Origin of the sequence: Lysinibacillus parviboronicapiens, assembly GCF_003049605.2 — a bacterium.
Taxonomy (GTDB): domain Bacteria; phylum Bacillota; class Bacilli; order Bacillales_A; family Planococcaceae; genus Lysinibacillus; species Lysinibacillus parviboronicapiens.
In genome coordinates this window covers 494,821-515,287 of the sequence record NZ_CP073713.1, presented here as the reverse complement: position 1 = coordinate 515,287, position 20,467 = coordinate 494,821, and the positions used below count along the sequence as shown (strand labels likewise).

General features: G+C 38.9%; 22 protein-coding genes, 1 pseudogene and 1 riboswitch. Of the genes and pseudogenes, 11 read left to right on the top strand and 12 right to left on the bottom strand.

The genetic code is table 11. The features are described 5' to 3' along the window. Positions 1 to 4: 4 nt before the first annotated feature. Both C9J31_RS02560 and C9J31_RS02555 read right to left on the bottom strand, forming a co-directional pair. Positions 5 to 259, bottom strand: coding sequence for a glycine-rich domain-containing protein (locus C9J31_RS02560; protein ID WP_107951722.1), 255 nt, complete (start codon positions 257 to 259; stop codon positions 5 to 7). Then, the gene (locus C9J31_RS02555) at positions 249 to 638 is read right to left on the bottom strand and encodes a hypothetical protein (protein WP_107951721.1); all 390 of its coding nucleotides are present in this window, start codon (positions 636 to 638) and stop codon (positions 249 to 251) included. Before C9J31_RS02555 ends, C9J31_RS02560 begins: the two co-directional genes overlap by 11 nt. Positions 639 to 808: 170 nt before the next feature. Between C9J31_RS02555 and C9J31_RS02550 the strand changes: the two genes are divergently transcribed. Continuing rightward, a protein-coding gene (locus C9J31_RS02550) for an IS3 family transposase (protein WP_211634930.1) occupies positions 809 to 2,139 on the top strand; the annotation gives its coding sequence in 2 pieces (ribosomal slippage) (positions 809 to 1,187 and positions 1,187 to 2,139; 1,332 coding nt in all). Positions 2,140 to 2,186: 47 nt separating this feature from the next. Here C9J31_RS02550 and C9J31_RS02545 read toward each other — a convergent pair. Then, positions 2,187 to 2,480, bottom strand: coding sequence for a hypothetical protein (locus tag C9J31_RS02545; protein WP_107948291.1), 294 nt, complete (start codon positions 2,478 to 2,480; stop codon positions 2,187 to 2,189). Beyond that, entirely contained in the window at positions 2,480 to 3,250 is a 771-nt protein-coding gene (locus C9J31_RS02540) for a putative phage tail protein (protein WP_107948293.1), read from the bottom strand. Before C9J31_RS02540 ends, C9J31_RS02545 begins: the two co-directional genes overlap by 1 nt. Before the next feature lie 7 nt (positions 3,251 to 3,257). On the opposite strand from C9J31_RS02540, the gene C9J31_RS24195 reads away from it, so the two are divergent. From C9J31_RS24195 to C9J31_RS02530, 4 genes and pseudogenes are all read left to right on the top strand, one after another. Next, positions 3,258 to 3,476 (top strand): phage tail fiber protein, encoded by a 219-nt coding sequence (locus C9J31_RS24195; protein ID WP_420798413.1) that lies wholly within the window; start codon positions 3,258 to 3,260, stop codon positions 3,474 to 3,476. Further along, positions 3,452 to 3,553: pseudogene (locus C9J31_RS24190) on the top strand (ImmA/IrrE family metallo-endopeptidase); the annotation flags it as partial. The gene C9J31_RS24195 and the pseudogene C9J31_RS24190, both read left to right, overlap by 25 nt. A gap of 192 nt (positions 3,554 to 3,745) precedes the next feature. Then, positions 3,746 to 4,156, top strand: coding sequence for a site-specific integrase (locus tag C9J31_RS23490; protein ID WP_238602061.1), 411 nt, complete (start codon positions 3,746 to 3,748; stop codon positions 4,154 to 4,156). A gap of 215 nt (positions 4,157 to 4,371) precedes the next feature. Beyond that, on the top strand, positions 4,372 to 5,538 hold the full coding sequence (locus tag C9J31_RS02530; protein WP_107948296.1) for a pyridoxal phosphate-dependent aminotransferase: 1,167 nt from the start codon (positions 4,372 to 4,374) through the stop codon (positions 5,536 to 5,538). Between the two features lie 39 nt (positions 5,539 to 5,577). Here the strand turns inward: C9J31_RS02530 and C9J31_RS02525 are convergent, their stop codons facing one another. After that, positions 5,578 to 6,081, bottom strand: coding sequence for a PPC domain-containing DNA-binding protein (locus tag C9J31_RS02525; protein ID WP_107948298.1), 504 nt, complete (start codon positions 6,079 to 6,081; stop codon positions 5,578 to 5,580). A 206-nt stretch (positions 6,082 to 6,287) separates the two neighbouring features. Then, positions 6,288 to 6,392, top strand: a riboswitch (SAM riboswitch). A 90-nt stretch (positions 6,393 to 6,482) separates the two neighbouring features. Here C9J31_RS02525 and C9J31_RS02520 point away from each other — a divergent pair. The 6 genes from C9J31_RS02520 (at position 6,483) to C9J31_RS02495 (ending at position 12,223) form a co-directional block, all read left to right on the top strand. After that, positions 6,483 to 7,313: a MetQ/NlpA family ABC transporter substrate-binding protein gene (locus tag C9J31_RS02520; RefSeq protein ID WP_107948300.1), complete on the top strand. Its 831-nt coding sequence runs from the start codon at positions 6,483 to 6,485 to the stop codon at positions 7,311 to 7,313. A gap of 63 nt (positions 7,314 to 7,376) precedes the next feature. After that, the gene (locus C9J31_RS02515) at positions 7,377 to 8,402 is read left to right on the top strand and encodes a methionine ABC transporter ATP-binding protein (protein ID WP_107948302.1); all 1,026 of its coding nucleotides are present in this window, start codon (positions 7,377 to 7,379) and stop codon (positions 8,400 to 8,402) included. Further along, positions 8,395 to 9,066 carry a methionine ABC transporter permease gene (locus C9J31_RS02510; protein WP_107948304.1) on the top strand — a complete coding sequence of 224 codons (672 nt, stop codon included), beginning with the start codon at positions 8,395 to 8,397 and terminating at the stop codon, positions 9,064 to 9,066. The genes C9J31_RS02515 and C9J31_RS02510 overlap by 8 nt, the downstream gene beginning before the upstream one ends. 13 nt (positions 9,067 to 9,079) lie before the next feature. After that, complete coding sequence (locus C9J31_RS02505) at positions 9,080 to 9,859, top strand: enoyl-CoA hydratase/isomerase family protein (RefSeq protein WP_107948306.1); 780 nt, start codon at positions 9,080 to 9,082, stop codon at positions 9,857 to 9,859. Between the two features lie 13 nt (positions 9,860 to 9,872). Next, complete coding sequence (locus C9J31_RS02500) at positions 9,873 to 11,033, top strand: alpha-hydroxy acid oxidase (RefSeq protein WP_107948308.1); 1,161 nt, start codon at positions 9,873 to 9,875, stop codon at positions 11,031 to 11,033. Beyond that, on the top strand, positions 11,030 to 12,223 hold the full coding sequence (locus C9J31_RS02495) for a CaiB/BaiF CoA transferase family protein (RefSeq protein ID WP_107948310.1): 1,194 nt from the start codon (positions 11,030 to 11,032) through the stop codon (positions 12,221 to 12,223). Before C9J31_RS02500 ends, C9J31_RS02495 begins: the two co-directional genes overlap by 4 nt. A 97-nt stretch (positions 12,224 to 12,320) precedes the next feature. On the opposite strand, the gene C9J31_RS02490 is transcribed toward C9J31_RS02495, so the two are convergent. The 7 genes from C9J31_RS02490 to C9J31_RS02460 all read right to left on the bottom strand — a co-directional run bounded on the left by C9J31_RS02490 (position 12,321) and on the right by C9J31_RS02460 (position 20,456). Further along, positions 12,321 to 13,520, bottom strand: a complete 1,200-nt coding sequence (locus tag C9J31_RS02490; RefSeq protein WP_193767028.1) for a glycine C-acetyltransferase — start codon at positions 13,518 to 13,520, stop codon at positions 12,321 to 12,323. Between the two features lie 352 nt (positions 13,521 to 13,872). Beyond that, on the bottom strand, positions 13,873 to 14,913 hold the full coding sequence (locus tag C9J31_RS02485; protein ID WP_238602060.1) for a nucleotide kinase: 1,041 nt from the start codon (positions 14,911 to 14,913) through the stop codon (positions 13,873 to 13,875). 135 nt (positions 14,914 to 15,048) lie between these two features. Then, complete coding sequence (locus C9J31_RS02480) at positions 15,049 to 15,684, bottom strand: YczE/YyaS/YitT family protein (RefSeq protein WP_107948316.1); 636 nt, start codon at positions 15,682 to 15,684, stop codon at positions 15,049 to 15,051. 288 nt (positions 15,685 to 15,972) lie between these two features. Next, on the bottom strand, positions 15,973 to 16,467 hold the full coding sequence (gene ybaK / locus C9J31_RS02475) for a Cys-tRNA(Pro) deacylase (protein WP_107948317.1): 495 nt from the start codon (positions 16,465 to 16,467) through the stop codon (positions 15,973 to 15,975). A 24-nt stretch (positions 16,468 to 16,491) separates the two neighbouring features. Continuing rightward, positions 16,492 to 17,292 (bottom strand): putative metalloprotease CJM1_0395 family protein, encoded by an 801-nt coding sequence (locus tag C9J31_RS02470; RefSeq protein WP_107948319.1) that lies wholly within the window; start codon positions 17,290 to 17,292, stop codon positions 16,492 to 16,494. Positions 17,293 to 18,181: 889 nt separating this feature from the next. Continuing rightward, the gene (locus C9J31_RS02465) at positions 18,182 to 18,754 is read right to left on the bottom strand and encodes a VanZ family protein (RefSeq protein ID WP_107948320.1); all 573 of its coding nucleotides are present in this window, start codon (positions 18,752 to 18,754) and stop codon (positions 18,182 to 18,184) included. Positions 18,755 to 18,917: 163 nt separating this feature from the next. After that, positions 18,918 to 20,456, bottom strand: a complete 1,539-nt coding sequence (locus C9J31_RS02460; RefSeq protein WP_107924471.1) for an acyl-CoA carboxylase subunit beta — start codon at positions 20,454 to 20,456, stop codon at positions 18,918 to 18,920. Positions 20,457 to 20,467 lie beyond the last annotated feature (11 nt).

The following is a 20,467-nucleotide window of genomic DNA, read 5'->3' as shown; positions in this document are numbered from 1 at the left end:
TTAATCACTTCCACCATTCTATTGTTAATATGCCGTCGCCGCCTTTGCCAGAAAGACTTGGATGTCCGCCAGCGCCGCCCTTACCTATTGTTATGGAATAGCCAGCACCAGGCGTTACTGCTACGTTGCGTCTATAAACAAAGTCAGCACCGCCTCCACCGCTGCAATAACCACCATTTCTTCCTACGTGTTCTTGCCGTATATCAACAGCAGGTTCACCGCCGTAGTAAGGCTCACTATTACTGCCCTTACCAGCCAATGTTTGATGTTCCACCTATGCCGGTAGAAATGCTTGCATTACCTCCTTTACCACCACCGCCGCCGCTTAGGGCTAGCAAATTACCAAACGCAGTAACGCCTCCTGTAGCTCCATGTTTCTGAGCAGTATCGTTACTACCGAAACCACCTCCACCAGTAACGTAAACCTCTGTGACACCTGTAGGTACGGTAAACGTAGCATTAGCTATATAGGTTCTAGACCTTAATACTTTGCCAACACTTTTATTGTTAATTTGAGTACTTATGTTATTTACACTTTGTTTAAGTTGTTCTTGTTTTGCCTTAACATCGTCTACACCTCGTTTAATTTCCATTTGTGTAGCTTTATCAGGAAAATAACCTTTTTCAATATCTGCCATCTACTCACCCTCATGTTGAATGTAATAAAAGCCACCTGCATCAACGCCAAATGAACTGAACCCCGAATAGTGGACACTTTAAAAAGTGACCCTATTTGGGTTTTTTTGTTCATTTCACTAAAAAACCCGTTATACTGAAATATACGAAATTAAGAACGGGAGAAATTAGCATGAGTAAAATCATTTTTAACGAATATCAAATACGACAAATAGAAGCAAATCGATTTGTAGCATCTGTATCAGATCGTTCTATTCAATATACACCGGAATTTAAAATTTTTGCGGTCAAAGAAAATCTAGCTGGAAAGGGACCAGTACAAATCTTTAAAGAAAACGGATTTGATTTAGAAGTGATTGGTGTGGAAAAAGCAAGATCATCGATTAAACGATGGAGAGCATCTTTTAAAACTCATGGAGAACAAGCATTTTCGGAGGAAAGACGCGGAAAAGGAGGTTCTGGTCGACCAAAGAAAGAAAACCTATCGGCTGAAAAGAAATTAGAAAAAGCAGAGGTACGTATTCGTTTACTTGAAGCTGAATTAACACTGTTAAAAAAGCTAGACGAGATGGAAAGGCAGGCAAAGAAACGGCAATTTTAATGCCAAGGGAAAAGTATCAAGCAATTAATGATACCATTCGACTGTATCAGTTGAAAAATATGACACGTTATTTATGTTATTTGGCAAATGTAAGCCCCAGTGGTTATTATAAATGGCTCCAAAATAGTGAGAAACAAGCGATACGTGAAGAAGCAGATTTTCAGGACTACGTCCTATTAAAAAAGATTTATGATGCGTCAAAAGGAAAAGTGGGTTATCGAGGACTTTACATGGCACTAGAAGAACTACTTGAAATCCCGATGAATCATAAAAAAATTCTACGATTAATGCGTAAATTCAATCTATATTCGAAAGTAAGACGTGCAAACCCTTATCGAAATCTTTCCAAAGCTACAGAAATCCATCGTCAAGTACCTAATCATCTAAATCGTAATTTTCATCAAACAGAGCCAGGCAAAGTGTTTTTAACAGATATTACGTATTTACAATACCGTGGCGGACAAACAGCGTATCTATCGTGTATAAAGGATGTTGCAACACGAGAAATCGTTGCATATGACGTTTCGACAAGTTTCCGCATGGAGTTTGTTTATCGTACGCTAAAGAAATTAGAAGAGCATATCAATGACAATTTACATCCAGAAGCGATGATTCATTCAGATCAAGGTTTTCATTATACACACCCAGCATTTCAAAAATGCGTCAAAGAAATGGGATTACTTCAGTCAATGTCTCGCCGAGGAAACTGCCTAGATAATTCGCCAATGGAATCATTCTTTGGGCATTTTAAAGATGAAATAGACTATAAAGAAGCTGAAAGCTTAGCAGAATTAGAATATATGGTAGATAATTATATGGAGCACTACAACAATACAAGAAAGCAATGGACATTAAAAAAAATGACTCCGGCAGCATACCGAAGTCATCTAATCGCTGTTTAATGTAGAGAATGGTCTTTTATTAAACTGTCTACTTTATAGGGTTCAGTTCAAAAGCCTAATCGGTAGGTTTTATTATTATCAGTATTTTTGTACGCGTGCGGCATAGAATCGATAACGTGATTGGCCATTTCTTGTTTCACTTTAATTACTTCGTTTTTAACTTCATTAATGGCTCCAGCCAACGTTTTATCTACCGTCTCTAAATCAGGAATCGATGCGGTACCTTCTTTTAATCCACTGATTTCAGCATCGATAGTATCCATATTTTCATTTATATCTGAAATCAAAATACTGTCCGTTAAATTGGGTTTCTTTAAGTTAAAATTTGGTGTATATTTCATTAGCTCGCCTCATTCCATATTCGTATATCATCCCATGTAATATCGCTAACACTGCCCCATGTTCGATTACTTGCAAAATCCCAAACGCTGAATGTGTATGCATAGTCAAACTGCAGATGGGCCGGAACAATAATTTCAATTGCCTGCATAAGACCTGTTAAATTATCCGGAATCCCTTTTGTTCCAACAAATTTTATCTCGTATACGCCTGGTGTACTTGTTGTATTAATTTCTACTTCACCATTACAATAAGCAACTGCTACAGCTTTAATGGTTTCTTCGGTTGTTTGGCCAAAGCTTGCGCGATTTCGTGAGGCAATTTGTTCTCTACGTTGGTCATAGCGTAATGTGCTATTTGGTTTAATTCCAAAATCACGTTCATAAATAGGTAAGGCTTCAATGGCTGTATCAACAAATATGTTGCGATTCACAATTTCAAGCTGTTGCTCAGTATTTCGAAGCTCCCTATCGTATGAGGTAAGGACCGTTCTAAAGACGATTGATTTACGCTCATACAAGGGCAAGTATCTCATCATATCCGTTTGATAATCTATTGTTGAAACAACAACGCTTGTAATTATTTCAGTTTTTGTTTGTATGATAATAGGCGATTGTACTACTTTGACACCTTGCGTCTGCAGCTCCGTTATTACGCTATTTAATGTTGTACCGGACGATGCAATAGAAACACCCTGCGTCTGCAATTCTGTTTCGGTTAACATCAACGCTAATCGGAAACATTCCCATTGGTGAGGCGTTAACTCGCCCAATGTAAATATCGATACCTGGCCCCACGCTGCAAGTTATTCACGTCAATCTGTAGCATTTGCTACACCAACAGATGGTCAAATATCTAATAGCGCTGATGTTTTATTTCCCATTGCGAGTGAGTCCTGGGGAGATATTTCACACATTGGTATCTACGATGCGAAAACTGCAGGCAATTTGAAAATGCTAATAGGAAATCTCAAATCTTTATTTGCGGCCATGAATTAGGCCATGCCGTTCAACATCCTGACATCAACACTTCCTTTTTAAAATTACATACCCTTTTCTCTACAGATAAATTGGAAATAGAGGCTAATACATTTGCTGTCGAGTTATTGTTACCTGATGAATTATTTGCCGAGCAAGACGATTCTCTATCTTCTAATTCTTCCTCGCTTAATTCATCAAGAGTTCTACCGTCAAAAGCTACGTGTCCGCTTTTAGATAGACCTTCAACCATTTTTTGCAGTTCTTCTTGTATAGATTGTTATAATTATGTGAGAGTTGATTTATCACCTGCGACAAAATCACATTATTTACGCATTTTGAAAACCGGGACGTTTTATAGGTTTGATAATATCAAGATAAAAAAAATTAAGAAGTTCCACATCGTTGAATATTTTTCTGAGGAAAAAAAAGAAGAACGTAAAAATTTAGGCAACAAATACAATGTGTTGAAAAGTATTTTTTCGAAAGCTTCTGAGTGGGAATTAATTAAAGAAAATCCGATGATTGGTGTAAAAGAACCTTATGTAGAACCCCGTCAAAAAGCATTACAATTTTATGATGCAAATCAGTTATCAATAATGTTGGAAGCAATAAAAAGCTTAAATCTGAAATATCGAGTTATTTATAAGTTAGCAGCTTTAGTTGGCCTTCGTGAATCAGAGATAGCCGCTATTCATTAGAAAAGATTAACTTTGTTAGCAACACTATATTAATCGACCAAGCATTAAAATATGATACAGAAGAAAAATCTGAGTTAGTATTAGAATTTATGGACGAAATCAAAGACCTATTTCAAACCCTTGATAAATAAAGGGTCTAGACAATACGTAAAAAAAGTAATAGTATTTGCATCATATCTACAATAATTATTATATTCTGAAAAAGGTGAAAGTACATGGAATTCTCTAAAAAACTACAGCAACTGCCCACACAATTTTTCGCGGCACTTGTGCAGAAAGTCAACTCGGCTCTTGCAGAAGGACGAGATGTTATTAATCTTGGACAAGGCAATCCCGATCAGCCCACACCTCCACACATTATTAAAGCCTTACAACAAGCAGCCGAAAATCCACAACATCATAAATACTCTCCATTTCGTGGTATCGCAGAATTGCGTCAAGCTGCGGCTGATTTTTACAAACGAGAATATAATGTCGACATTGACCCTAATACGGAAGTAGCCATTCTAGGTGGTACCAAAATTGGTCTTGTTGAACTACCACTGGCTGTTTTAAATCCTGGTGATTATATGCTACTACCTGACCCAGGCTATCCTGACTATTTATCAGGCGTTGTACTAGGTGATGTAAATTTTGATGTCATGCCGCTTTTTGCAGAAAACGCCTTCTTGCCTGATTATAAGGCTTTGTCAGACGAAGTAAAAGCCCGTGCCAAGTTACTTTACTTAAACTATCCGAATAACCCTACTGGTGGTACAGCGACACTAGAGTTTTTTGAAGAAACTGCTCGCTTTGCTAAAGAACATAATATTATCGTATCACATGATTTTGCCTATGGCGCCATTGGCTTTGATGGCAATAAACCTGTTAGCTTCTTACAAGCAGCAGGCGCAAAAGATGTCGGCATTGAAATGTATACATTATCTAAGACGTTTAATATGGCCGGCTGGCGTATTGGATTTGCCGTTGGCAACGCTAAAATTATTGAAGCGATTAATGTTATTCAGGATCATCTATTTTGTAGCCAATTCCCTGCTGTTCAACAAGCAGCAGCTATAGCACTTACTTCCTCACAGGAGTGTGCAATAGAGCTTAGGGCAACCTATGAACGCCGTCGCAATGTTCTCGTGGAGGAAGCACAACGAATCGGCTGGCAGGTAACAGCACCAAAAGGTTCGTTCTTTGCGTGGCTACCTGTCCCAGTAGGATATACAAGTGAGCAATTTGCCGAGCTATTACTCGACAAGGCTGATATTGCTGTCGCAGCTGGCAATGGCTTCGGTAAGTATGGTGAAGGCTATGTCCGCGTTGGCTTACTTGTCAGCGAAGAACGTTTACGTGAAGTCGTAATAAGAATTGAGAAATTAAATTTATTTAAATAGACCAACAGACTGTCCAATCAACGTGCGGACAGTTTTTTGTTATTTATTTATTTTTCGAGGGCTGTCTAATCCTTCTTCTAGCGGATAAAATTGAACATGCGCTGTTTCTTCATCGAAACGTCTAAAATGCTGTACGCCCCGTACCTCCGCTAAAACAATATCCGCGGTAATGACTGGATTGCCACCTTTTATAAAATGGCCACCAGACACACCTCCCCATTGATCACTCATCGAGCCATGGAAATGTGTTTCATATACATCATCACGCTTGCAGACAACGCCCGAACCTTGTATAAATTCTAGCGGCCCTGCCTTTTCAATGATTTCACTAAAGCTTACGTTAATTTTTGATGTCTCATCTGGCACTAAATAAACAAAGCTACTTTTTTGAAAACTACCGATACAGCTAACAATTGTTGCTGACGCAATTGCATTCTCTTTACATACAGCCTCAATTCCCTCGACAATATCTGTTCCCATTAAGATGCGTGCACTAATAACTCTACCAAATGACCCTACTCCATAATTAACCCTTACAGACATAAAAAAACCCCTTTCCCTGAATAATTATATTCACATATCACTAGCAGAGACTTCATGCCCAGCACTATCGTCTTCACGGGCAATTTCTATCATCAAAAAACCCTATTGAATATAATTTAATTTTATAAAATATTTAAAATATTTATTGACTTAATATAACCTATAAATTATATTAGTTCTATCGGATTTACAAAAATACTATAAATCTCTTATCAAGAGTAGCTGAGGGACTGGCCCTATGAAGCTCGGCAACCCCCCTTTTTGGGAAGGTGCTAAATCCTGCAAACGATTATTCGTTTGAAAGATAAGAGAGGACTTCTTTTCATGAGCCTCTCTTAAGTTTGTAAGAGAGTTTTTTTTATTTTCAAAAACCGATAAAACAACTTTGGAGGTAATTTTTCATGAAAAAGAAAAGCAAATTTTTAGTAGGTTTAGCAAGTCTCACATTAGCAGTGGCATTAGCTGGTTGCGGTAGTAAAGACGACAGCAAAGGTGCTGGTGAGGCTATTAACGAAAATAAAATCGTAGTTGGTGTAACATCTGGTCCACACGAACAAATTGCAGAGGTTGCTGCCAAAGTAGCACAAGAAAATGGCTTAGAGGTTGAACTAAAATCTTTCTCTGATTACGTTTTACCGAATACGGCATTAGCACAAGGTGATTTAGATGCCAACAGCTATCAACATGAACCGTTTCTAGATACCTTTAATAAAGACCATGATACAGATTTAGTACCTGTTGGAAAAACAATTTTAAATCCAATGGGGGTATACTCTGAAAAATATAAATCATTAGATCAAATTCCTGACGGTGCAACATTTGGTTTGCCAAATGATCCGACAAACGGTGCCCGTGCCCTATTCGTCCTGCAAGAAGCAGGCTATATCAAATTGAAAGAAGGCACTGGTTTGACAGCGTCCATTCACGATGTGGAAGAAAACAAAAAGAACTTAAAATTTATTGAACTAGAGGCTGCACAAATTCCAAAGCAATTAAGTGAAGTAGATGTAGCGGCTATTAACACAAACTTCGCACTAGAAGCTGGCATTAATCCTAAAGCAGATTCCATTCTTTTAGAATCTACTGACTCTCCATATGTAAACTACATTGTTGTGCGTGCTGAAAACAAAGAAGACCCAACGATTAAAAAATTCGTTGATGCTTATCAATCGGACGAAGTACGAAAATTTATTGAGGAAGAATTCGATGGTTCTGTAATTCCAAGCTGGTAATACAACACGACAAAAGTTACCGTCTAAACGGTAACTTTTTCCTTTAGGAAGGAGAAATAGCATATGATTCAATTACAAAATATATCAAAAGAATTCAAAACAAAAACAGGTACTGTCAAAGCAGTTGATGGCATTAATCTTCATGTGAAAAAAGGTGAAATTCATGGAGTTATTGGCTATAGTGGTGCCGGAAAAAGTACACTTATTCGATGCGTGAATTTATTAGAACGTCCAACAGCAGGTAAAGTATTCATTAATAACGTAGATATTACAACTCTGTCATTAAATGAGCTTCGCCACACACGCCAAAAGATTGGCATGATCTTCCAACATTTTAATCTCTTAAAAACGGCAACGGTCTATAACAATATTGCCGTACCGTTAAAGTTGCTTGGTTATAGCGATACGGAAGTAAAAAATCGTGTTGCTAAGTACGCTGAAATTGTTGGTCTGACAGAGAAATTAGATAGCTATCCAAGTCAATTATCAGGTGGTCAAAAACAACGTGTCGCGATTGCTCGCGCGCTTGCACAAGAGCCAGAAATTTTACTAAGTGACGAAGCAACGAGTGCACTTGATCCTGAAACAACTGATGCTATTTTGGAGCTATTACTTAAAATCAACCGTGAGCTTGGCATTACGATTTTGCTAATTACGCATGAAATGAATGTTATACAAAAGATTTGCGATGACGTTTCTGTTCTTGAGGCTGGTAAAGTCGTAGAGTTTGGCTCTGCTATTGCGCTTTTTGCAAGACCCCAACATCCAACGACTCGAAAATTTTTAAATACTATTTCACAACGTAATTTATCCCCTACGCTAATCAAACAGTTAAATGTTTCAGGCAGTGTCATTCGTTTAACTTTTTTAGGCGAAAGTACTGGAAAACCTTTACTTGCCGAAGTAAGCAAAATTTATGATGTACAGCCAAACATTTTAACAGCCAATATTATTGAATTAAAAAATGGCATTGTCGGTAATATCGTTGTCCATTTAAACGGTGAAGTACATATCGTACAAAAAGCACTTACGTTTTTCACAGAAAACGGCGTAACCATTGAGGAATTGGGAGGCGAACTACATGGATAGCATTCAAAACTTCTTTACAGATTGGTCACACATTATTGGAAAATCTATGATTGAAACCTTCCAAATGGTCAGTATTTCTTTATTGTTCTCCATTTTAATCGGGATTCCTTTAGGGCTTTTAATCGTTTTAACACGCCCTGGACAATCCTTTGAAAATAAATTTTTGTATCAACTTGTCAATTTACTCATTAATATCGTCCGTTCTGTACCATTCATCATTTTACTATTCTTCATCCTTCCATTTACGAAGATAATCGTAGGGACAACGATTGGCGTAAAAGGTGTCATTGTACCACTTGTCATCTATACTGCCCCTTATATTTCTCGTTTAATGGAAACAGCGCTTTTAGAAGTGGACGCTGGTGTGGTGGAAGCTTATACAGCAATGGGTATTAAACGTCGTCATATTATTTGGCATGTATTACTACGAGAAGCACGTCCATCTATTATTTTAGGCTTAACTATCGCAACAGTCGGTCTTATCGGGGCAACTGCAATGGCGGGTATGGTTGGAGCTGGTGGTTTAGGTGACTTAGCATATCGTTACGGTCACTTGCGCTATGAAGTAGATGTGATGTATGCAACTGTCTTTATTTTAATTATTCTTGTCCAAAGCATTCAATCTCTTGGTAACCGCTTTGCTGCAAAACTAAAAAAAGACTAATAGGAGGATTCGCATGACAACTGAAATATATGTAGAGAGAGATGGCTATATTGCTACATTAGTGTTAAATCGTCCTGATAAACGTAATTCCTTGTCGAAAGCGATGTTCCAGGCCATTGTAGATAACCTAGAAATTTTACGTGAAGATTCTTCTGTAAAAGTATTAATCGTGCGCGGAGTAAATGACATTGCCTTTTGCTCTGGCGCTGATATTAGTGAATTTTTAGATATTCGTTATGCGGCTGAACATGCGAAAGCCTACAACGACTTAGCTTTGAAAGCCATTGATATACTTTATAAATTTCCCCAGCCTACAATTGCGATGATACAAGGCTTAGCTATTGGAGGCGGCTTAGAGCTAGCCAATGCTTGTGATTTCAGACTAGCAACGCCAAAAAGTAAACTTGGTATTACAGCTGCGAATATTGGTATTATCTATAACCTTGAAAGTACAAAACGACTGATAAATATTGTTGGTGTTGCAAAAGCAAAAGAGATTTTATATACAGCGAATATCTTTACAGCTGAAGAAGGAAAAAACATTGGCTTAATTACAGCATTACATGAACCAGTTCAAATTGAAGAAGCAACATTACAGTTTGCCAAACTTTTATTAAGTAAATCATCTGTTGCCAATGCGGGCATTAAAAAAATTATTCAAGCAATTGTAGATGGCGAGACCGAAGAAAGCGAAGAACTGGCGCAAATGATTCTTGATTCATTTAGCTCTGATGACTACAACGAGGGTATTCAAGCATTTCTAAATAAACGAAAGCCCACTTTCAATAAATAAGGAGGTAATAATGATGACAAACACAACAAATGGCGATTTACTATTAAAAAACATAAACGCGCAAGCTCCCTTTCCTATTTCTTTTGCTGATCTAGAGAAAGCCGTCGCTGAAAAAATCGATGCTGGCCCTTATGGCTATGTGCGCTCTGGTGCAGGTGGCGAACAAACATTACGCAATAACCGTGCCGCCTTCGAAAAATATTCTATTATCCCCCGTTTTTTAAATAATGTAGCAAACATCGATACAACGATTGAATTATTCGGGAAAACATATCCAACACCATTATTGTTTGCACCCGTTGGTATGAATAAAATGGCACACGAAGATGGCGAGCTAGCTGTTGTGCGCGCAGCCAATCATTTAGAAATCCCCTATATTCAAAGTACGGTTTCCAGTTACGCACTTGAAGATGTTGCTCAAGCAGCTCCAAATGCGACAAAATGGTTCCAATTATATTGGTCTACTAATGAAGAAATTGCATACAGCATGGTTGCTCGCGCAGAAGCTGCCGGCTTTGAAGCCATTGTCTTAACTGTCGATACAGTGATGCTCGGTTGGCGGGAGGAAGATGTACGTAATCAATTCTCCCCTTTAAAGCTTGGCTATGCACGCGGAAATTATGTCAATGACCCTGTTTTTATGGCCTCTTTACCGGATAATTCTTTTGAATCGTATGTGCAAGGTGTCTTGCAAAATGTGTTCCATCCTACATTGAATTGGGAAAATGTGCGTGAATTAAAACGCCATACAAAATTACCTATTTTGCTAAAGGGTATTTTACATCCAGAAGATGCACAACTGGCTGTAGACAATGGCATAGATGGTATTATCGTTTCCAACCATGGCGGCCGCCAATTAGACGGTGTCATTGGTTCGCTTGATGCACTACCTGCTATTGTTGAAGTGGTGGATGGACAAGTTCCTGTCATTTTAGATAGTGGTGTTTATCGCGGTATGGATGCGCTTAAAGCACTTGCGTTAGGTGCTGATGCAGTAGCAATCGGGCGTCCTTTCGTTTACGGACTAGCACTAGATGGACAACAAGGCGTCGAAAAAGTCATGACAAATTTATATGATGAATTAAAAGTATCTATTGCATTAGCAGGTGCTACATCTGTCAAGGATTTACGCAATGTGACTTTGGTGAAAAACAATGGGGTTGATGACATATGAAGCAAGCATTAGCAGGATTAAAAGTAGTCGATTTATCACAAGTACTTGCCGGTCCTTATTGCACAATGGTGTTAGCGGATATGGGGGCTGAAGTCATTAAGATTGAGAAGTATCCAAATGGAGACGATACACGATCAATGGGTCCCTTTATCAATGAAGAAAGTCATATGTATATGATGGTTAACCGTAATAAAAAAGGTGTTTGTATCAATTTAAAAACACCTGAAGGGTTAGAATTATTCCAAGAGCTGATTGAGTCTGTCGATGTGCTTGTAGAAAATTATCGTCCAGGTGTCACAAAAAAACTGGGTATCGATTACGATACATTGAAAGCCATTAATCCAGGGCTCATCTATTGCTCCATTTCAGGCTATGGACAAACAGGGCCTTATAGTCAAAAAGGTGGCTATGACATTATGGCACAGGGACTTAGCGGTTTAATGCATATGACCGGTGAACCTGATGGCCGCCCAGTCAAAGTTGGTTTTGCCGTGAATGACATTGCCGCAGCGCAAACAGCCCTACAATCTATATTAATGGCCTATATTTATAAGCTTCGAACAGGTGAAGGACAATATGTCGATGTATCACTTGTAGAATCGGGTCTAGCTTGGACAGTGTGGGAAGCTGCTGCTTATTTTGGTGAAGGGCAATTACCTGAACGTACAGGTACTGCACACCGTGTATCCGCACCCTATCAAGGCTTTAAAACAAAAGATGATTATATATTAATCGGTGCGGGCAATCAAAAACTGTGGGAAATTTTCGCAAACAAAGTAGTGAACCGTCCAGATTGGTTAGACAATCCACTATTTTCCACAAATTACTTACGCGCTCAAAATGTAAAAACATTAGAAACAGAAATAGAAAGCGAACTCTTGAAATATGGTGCTGCTCATTGGTTACAGTTATTAGACGAATACGGTGTACCTTCTGGCCCTATTTATTCATACAATCAAACTTTACATGACCCACATATTTTAGATCGCGGTATGGTCCTTTCTTATGAGCATCCAATTGCTGGTCCAATGCGGACCCTCGGTTTTCCTGCAAAATTCTCTAAAACGCCAGGTCAATTGACAAGTGCGGCACCTACATTAGGTCAACACAACGAGGAGATTTTACAAGCATTACATGTGACAGATCAACGCATTCAACAATTGAAATCAGCGAATGCTATCCATTCCTAATGTCGATTTTGCAGTACCGTCACTTTCGCGATTCTATCCGTTATTTCAAAAATCAAATGAAAATGGGGCTACCTCATAGCCGAGGAGCCCCGTTTTTTTATTGAATAACCCCTAATTCACGACCTACTTTTTCGTAAATTGCTAGTGCATTATCTAACATATCTTTTGTATGTGCCGCTGTTGGCATATTACGAACACGTCCTGTGCCCTTTGGAACTGTTGGGAAAACAATTGACTTTGCATAAACGCCTTCTTCAAATAGGCGACGCGAAAATTCTTGTGTAAGCTTTTCATCACCAATAATACATGGCGTAATTGGTGTTTCAGAATCTCCGATATTAAAGCCTAACTTCGCAAGACCTGCTTTTAAATAATGGCCATTTTCCCATAGCTTATCGTGTAGTTCTGTAGAGTCAATCAGCATTTGAACTGCTGCTGTAATTGCGGCCACATCACCTGGTGGTAACGCCGTTGAGAATAGGAATGGGCGAGAGCGTACTTTCAACCAGTCGATTAGGTTTTTCTTACCTGCTACATAGCCACCAACGACACCAATCGCTTTTGATAATGTGCCAATTTGGAAATCGATTTCTTTTTCTAAACCGAAATGCTTGACTGTCCCCTTACCTTTACCAGTTACACCTGATCCATGTGCATCATCAACATAAGTAATCAAATCAAATTCTTTAGCAATTTCAACGATTTCTGGTAGCTTGGCAATATCACCGTCCATCGAGAAGACGCCATCTGTAATGACCATCACTTTATTATATAAACCAGACGCTGTGGCTTCTTTTGCCTTCGCGCGTAAATCTTCCATATCAGAGTGATTGTAAGCAATGATTTTGGCACGTGATAAACGACAACCATCAATAATAGATGCATGGTTTAATTGATCTGAAAGAATGGCATCGTTTTTATCCATAACAGCAGAAATCGCCGCCATATTACAATTGAAACCTGATTGATAAGAAATCGCCGCTTCAGTTCCTTTAAATTCAGCTAACTTTTCCTCTAATTTCACATGAAGATCAAGCGTACCATTAATCGTTCGAACTGCACCCGCGCCCACACCATATTTATCAGTCGCTGCTTTTGCAATGCGCTTTAATTCTTCATTAGTCGCTAAACCTAGATAGTTATTGGAAGATAGGTTAATAAGATTCTGACCACGCACCTGAATTACCGGTCCGTTTGCGCTCTCTACTGCATCGATTTCATTGTATAAGCCTTGATCATGTAAGGCTTGTAGGTTTTCATTCAAAAATGCATTTAGTACTTTAGACAAGTGTATCATCCTTTCTAAGATCATTTCGTCTCGACGTAGATATGTCCCGGATTTGATATTATGCTTAGGTCAGCACAAGAGCCTACGGATAGCGGTCATTTCGTAAGTCCACAAAGACCGCTGCAGGTCAGTTAGCGGTTACTGTAGGATACGATAAAGTTCGTCTACCATCTTACAGTAACTTCTTCCAAAATCCGTGACATCCGTCGGAGTTGTTTAATCTGCATTCAGTTGGCATTTTGTCATCCTGTAAAAAAGGGTTGCACTCGCATTTATCCCGTTACCTACAGAAGTGAGGGCTGCTGAATGAAGATCAATTATTCTAGTTCCTAGTGTAGCATAAGCGCACAATTATATTAAATCACTTTGTTAATCTTTCAAATAAAGGTGCTGTTTTTTCACGCCACACGGCCGTCGACAAACAACGGTCCATTAACTGGCGTATCGTGTTCTCCGCCTCTTCGTAACGCGTCGCATAACCCATAGCATCTTGTAAAGCTGCTTTATATTTCACACGAATTTCTTCAATTTTCCCTTCAGCATCCTCTGAAAGTGAGCAATGTTGACCCATATCAAATATCTCATCACCCAGTCTGTCATCCTGTGGTTCAAATACATGTGGCTCTGTACTATCAAAAATACAGAAATTCAATTCTGGAATAATGACCATATCGATTGAGCCCGCATCCAGTCCACACCACACAATTTGTGCATCTAGCCCTCTTGCATTTGCTTCATCTGCTAATCCTTTCATTAGCGAAGATTTCCCTGTGCCTGGCTTGCCCTTAATCATCAGCCTTCTAGCCAAATTTTTCGTGATGCTTTCAACTGTATTTTGTGCACCTCGTGGTGTTAATGTGCCTAGTAATCTGTGTGTGCGAATACCTGTTTTATTAAGTGTTATTGACTGAAAAACAGCTGATTTTAAATTTTCAACTTGATTATTTAAAGCTTGCCAGTCCATACAGCTTTGCGTTACAACTTCCCAATCGTCATGAAGTTTTTTAGCAATTTCCAGCATAGTAATACACTTTTCACGATACAACTCTCGATCCTTCATTGCATGAGCAAGTTTGTCACCAACGACCGCAAGCTGCTCTTCTGCTAAACAATCATAAAAGGACAGCACACGATGCTTCGTGCCAAGTAAAGTTGGTTCAATCCCCCACTCCGATGCCCATACAAACAGACGATTGCAACCTCTAACATACACCGCCTCTACGGTATCTTCTAACAATGCATGTTTAAACCACTCCACCTCAAAACCTTGCTTCACATAAAAATAACCAAGTTCCTTCAGTAGCTCTGAGCCTTGAAAGGTTGGTGCGCCTTGTAGAACGTATACTAGTGTTGCCTCTTCCATCATTTCTTTATATAAATGCTTTCTCCCTTGGCCTGTCAATGCGTGTCCAAAATAATAGGTTACATTTCCGTTCAGTGTCGTTCCCCCTTTGCCTTATGCCCTGCATTATATGAATTATCTCTTTAAAAAATGAAAAACTACTTTTATCTCCATATTGATAAAAGTAGCTAATTTTCAATAAAATGGCTTCATGCCCTCAATACTACCGATACATTTCATTAAAACTTTTCGACAATAGGGCAATGAATACTGCACAATATAACCGGACGTTAAGGCAATTAATACTGTACCAACGCCAACAGGGCCGCCAAGTAACCATCCTAGAATCGTAACAAGTACCTCAATACCCATACGCGCTGTTTTAATAGTCCCACCAAATTTTTCAACAAGGATCATCATTAAAGTGTCTCGCGGGCCAGCTCCCATATTAGGCGCTATATACATACCGCAACCAAAGCTTAAAACAAATAATCCCATCACAAAATAGGTTATCTGAAATCCATAGATATCCGTTGACGGCAATAACCAGTTAAATACATCAATAAATGAACCGATAAGTAACATATTTAGCCACGTACCAATTTTAGGCCATTCTCGTAACACCAACGAAGTCGAAACAACAATCAAAAACCCAGTTAAAATAGACCAGGTCCCAATGGTCAGACCAAAGTTTTGAAACAAACCTACATGTAAAACATCCCATGGGCTCGTGCCAACAATTTTCCCCTTAATAGACATCGTGATGCCAAGGGCCATAATCATCATGCCACCGATAAAGAACGTCCAGCGCCATCCCGTAATTTTTCGCATTTCGCAATCCTTCTCTCTATGTACGATATTGCTCTAACTGTACCATATTTTCTCGAAAATGAAAGAATTCAGTTTGGGTGTCCTAAGTATTTCTAATGACTGGCTCTACCTGTGCAGTGACTCCCTTCACCCGAGCGATGGGTGACTCTACCTGAGCGATTGTTGGCTTCACCTGAGCGGTGACTTGTCTACCTGAGCCGATTCCCTTCTCCCGCACGTTCACTTGAGAATATGGGCAAAGATACGCACAACCTAGTGTTTCTTTTCATAAAAAAACTATCCATAATATTACACATGGATAGTTTTTATAGGTGCAAGTTGAGCCTTTGTCACTGCAATTAAATCATCCAGCTGCACATGAATTTGCATACCAATTTTACCTGCGCTGACAATAATGCGCCCTTGCTCCTGCGCAGAAGCATCAATAACCGTTGGATAAAGTTTCTTCATACCTACTGGTGAGCAACCGCCGCGAACATAACCCGTATAGCCAAGTAACTCTTTAACAGGAAGCATCTCGATTTTTTTCTCACCAACGACTTTTGCTGCTGCTTTTAAATCCAGTTCCTCTGCCACTGGAATGACAAACACAAAAAGCTTTTGTGCTCCTGCCTTTGCTACTAAAGTTTTAAAAACGAGTGAAACAGGTTGACCGATTTTTTCAGCTACTGACACTCCGTCCACTTGACCATCACCAGTTTCATACTCCATAACATCAAATTGTATTTTTTGCTGCTCTAATAATCTTACAGCATTTGTTTTCGTATGCTTTGCCTTTGCCACTTTTAAAATCTCCCATCTACAGCATTAGGCTGTCATTGAAAACATCGAATCGTTTCCAGCTCGATAGCCGTTTTTTGCCATTTGAATATGAGTAGCATACATAGCCAACGCATTTTTAAATGTCCGTGCTTTGAATGCTTCCTCATAGCTCTTACCGAAAATTGTATCTGCAAATGGGTCCAATTTCAATTCCTTCGAGAACCGCTCTGGTACCTTTACTTCAATAATTTCTCGTATGAAAGCAGGATTTTCCTCAAGTTGCTCCTTATCATCTTCATCGATGCTATGTTTTTTCGCCTGTATTTGCTGCAAGTGAGCATCCGCACTCGTTGCTACAAGTAAATCTTGAGATGATGGGTTAACCGGTGCTAGCGCCGCACTGCTAACATGTTCTACGTTCTGGAACGTGTCGTCTATAGCAGTGTCTTTATCAGCAGTGATAGCAACTTCCTCTTCTGAAATATTACGTTGCCCCTCTGGTTGTGTTGCGTGCGTGTCAGGGGACGTTCCAGTTTTATCACCACCCACAGCTTTATACACTTGCTCATGGGCACGGACATTTTTTTCAATTTGCTGTAAATCACTAATCATCGCACGTTGTTGTGGTGTTACTTCTTTTGCTTCTTCTTTGTGTTGCTCATATAAATCTTGATCTTTATGTCCTAATAAGAGATTTTCAAGCTCCAGCAATAAAGGGTTTTTCTTTGGTTGGAAATACTGTGCATTTTTTCGATACGCATCTCCAGCCTCTTTTCGCTGTAAAATTTTTTTACGAGTGTGGCTATTTGTATTACTTTCTTGTTGAATTAAATTAGATAATTTCATATGATTCACCTCGACTTTCTATCTTAATATGCAAGTTGAATAGTAAATATGATTAATTCTACTATTACTATACATATACCAACTGAACAGTTTCTGTACCCTCATTATCGGAATTTTCTTAATTAAATTCAAGTGCAAAACACGACTAACATCCTAAAGGAATAATTACTTTTTTTTAAACTAAATCTATCGACCTATCCTACTTTGAAAAATATTCTATTTTTTTGTCTCATCTATTGTTTTATTGTTTATTAGCATTGAAATTTATTATGCTATACACTGGTAAATTAGTGTTTACTTCCAACTATAAAATGAAGACATTCGACAAAATCCCCCGAGAGTTTCAGCACTCGAGGGATTTTCATCTCGTATTAGGGTCCTAGGGGCAAGCTTTTCAAATTCATCGTAGCAAAAATAAGCATTGCCTGCATGGACAATTTTTGAGGTTTCGTAGGATTATTCAACGCATACATGTTTTTCTTTCACATCGGCAAAGACATGTTCAATTGTTACTTTACGCATTGTTTATGTTTCTTTTACTCCAACATGATGACAGAGATATTCACTTCCTCTACATACCTTCCCAAAGCACAAAATGTTCAATTTCACGCTCATTGAGTTGGTTTTTTGTCATCCTATTTATCATCCAACATGTATAGAGCAGAATAGGCGATACAAGTCGATTTGGCGTGGAAAGCGCGACACTCCTGCTGGAACGGCATGTGCGGAGAGATCATTTTTGCGGGGATCTTTCGAGCCATGCCTGCTGAAAGTGAGCGCATGGAACGAAAATCAACGATTTCTTACTATATTTATGCTAAAAAAATACTGTAGGCAAACTTAAATTTCTTTACGTTTGCCTACAGTTTGAACAGTCTATTGATAATAGTTAGTTATTGCTCTTAGGTATGACCAGTAAGCATTTATAGGCTATGTAACCAAACCATGCGCCAACTGTATTTAATATTAAATCGTCAATATCGGCAGAGCCAACCGTAAAAATAAACTGCACAGTCTCTACCGCAAGGCTGGAGAAAAAACCTAAAATAATGATTAGCCATGCTTTGCGAAATTTCTTCGACAGTAGTGGCAATAAAAAGCCCATTGGTGTAAATATTAATAAATTGCCAAGTAAATTGATTAGCAGCAGATCTAAATTAAAATACTGCGAGTAGTTTATATAACGTAAAATTGTTTCAAACGGCACAAAATTTGTTGTCACTCGCCAACTACTATAATCAAACATGCCTAACTCGCCCAAAGAATAGTCGCCCTGAAAAACAACAACAATAACATTCACTAGACGATCAATCACTAATTTATAAAATGCTATAAAAGAATAGACAATAAAAATTATCCAGCCTACAATCTTCACTTGCATATAATATGTATCAAGCCACGATCGATAAGGTAATGGTAGTTTCGCATCACCTTGGACATTCGATATATTATTTTTCGTCATGCTATACCACCCACTTCCTCTTATCCATCCCATATTTTAATATGTCTGCACTGCCCACGCAAGGGGCTAAATATAGCAAAAAATGCACCCCAGAATTTTTTTCTGGAGTGCTTTTTTCTCTAACGAATGAATAATAACAGCCCTTAAAAAATTTTATATGCCATTATACGGGATTTACACCATGCTTCCGTTGTGAAAACAACAAATATTTCGACATATATAATTCTAAACGTGTTTCTAATGCTTTACGTAAATCATTCGGTTCAATGACATCATCAATAATTAGCTCCGATGCTAAGCGATATATGTCAATTTCCTCTTGGTACTCTTTGCGTTTTTCTGCAATAAAGTTTGCCTGCTCTTCCTTTGGAAGCTCAGCAATTTTGTTTGCATACACAGCATTTACAGCTGCTTCAGGGCCCATTACGGCAATTTGTGCGTTTGATAAAGCAATACAGCAATCAGGTTCAAAAGCTGGACCTGCCATTGCATATAACCCTGCCCCGTATGCCTTACGTACGATAACTGTTAACTTAGGCACAGTCGCTTCGCTCATAGCGAAAATCATTTTCGCACCATGACGAATAATACCAGCCTTTTCTACTTGTGTACCAATCATAAAGCCCGGTACATCTGCAAGGAAAATTAGGGGAATATTGAATGCATCACATAATGAAATAAACTTCGCTGCTTTGTCAGCCGAATCGTGGAATAGTACACCGCCCTTCACACGAGGTTGGTTGGCGATAATACCGACAGATTGACCATTTATGCGTCCAAGTCCAGTAATTAATTCTGAAGCAAATAATTTCTTTACTTCGCAGAAAGAATCTTCATCAATTAGTCGATCAATTAATTGATACATATCAAAAGGAGAGTTTTGATTTTTTGGAATTAATTCTTCAATTGACTTTTCAAATGATGCCGGTGGCTTTGGCTCTTCCACTTTACTGCGCTCTGCATAGTTATTTGGGAAATAGCTCAAATATTTGCGTGCATATGCGATCGCTTCCTGCTCTGATTTTGCCAGTACATCTCCACAACCAGATACAGAACAATGCATCTTAGCACCGCCCATCGTTTCTAAATCCACTTTTTCACCAATGACCATTTCCGCCATGCGTGGTGACCCCAAGTACATAGAAGCATTCCCCTCAACCATCACTACGATGTCACAAAATGCTGGAATATAAGCACCTCCAGCTGCAGAAGGACCGAACAATAAGCAAATTTGTGGTACTTTGCCTGAGAGCTTGACCTGATTATAGAAGATACGTCCTGCCCCTCTGCGACCAGGGAACATTTCTAACTGATCTGTAATGCGTGCGCCTGCCGAATCGACTAAATATAGCAATGGGCAGTTTAGCTTCTCAGCCGTCTCTTGTATACGAATCATTTTTTCGACAGTTCGTTTTCCCCAAGAACCTGCTTTGATTGTGGAATCGTTCGCCAAAACACATACTGTGCGACCGTGAATTTTACCAATACCTGTAATTACACCATCTGCTGGTAAATCACCTGCTAAACAGTTAGCATACAAGCCGTCCTCTGATTGAAGACCATCATCTAATAATAATTCAAGTCGTTCACGTACGAATAACTTACCTTGTTGCGCATTTTTTTCGTGATATTTCGGCAGTCCTCCTGCTAAAATTTGTTCCTTCATCGTATTTGTCGTATTTTCTGTCGATACGTTGCTCATGTCCAATTCCT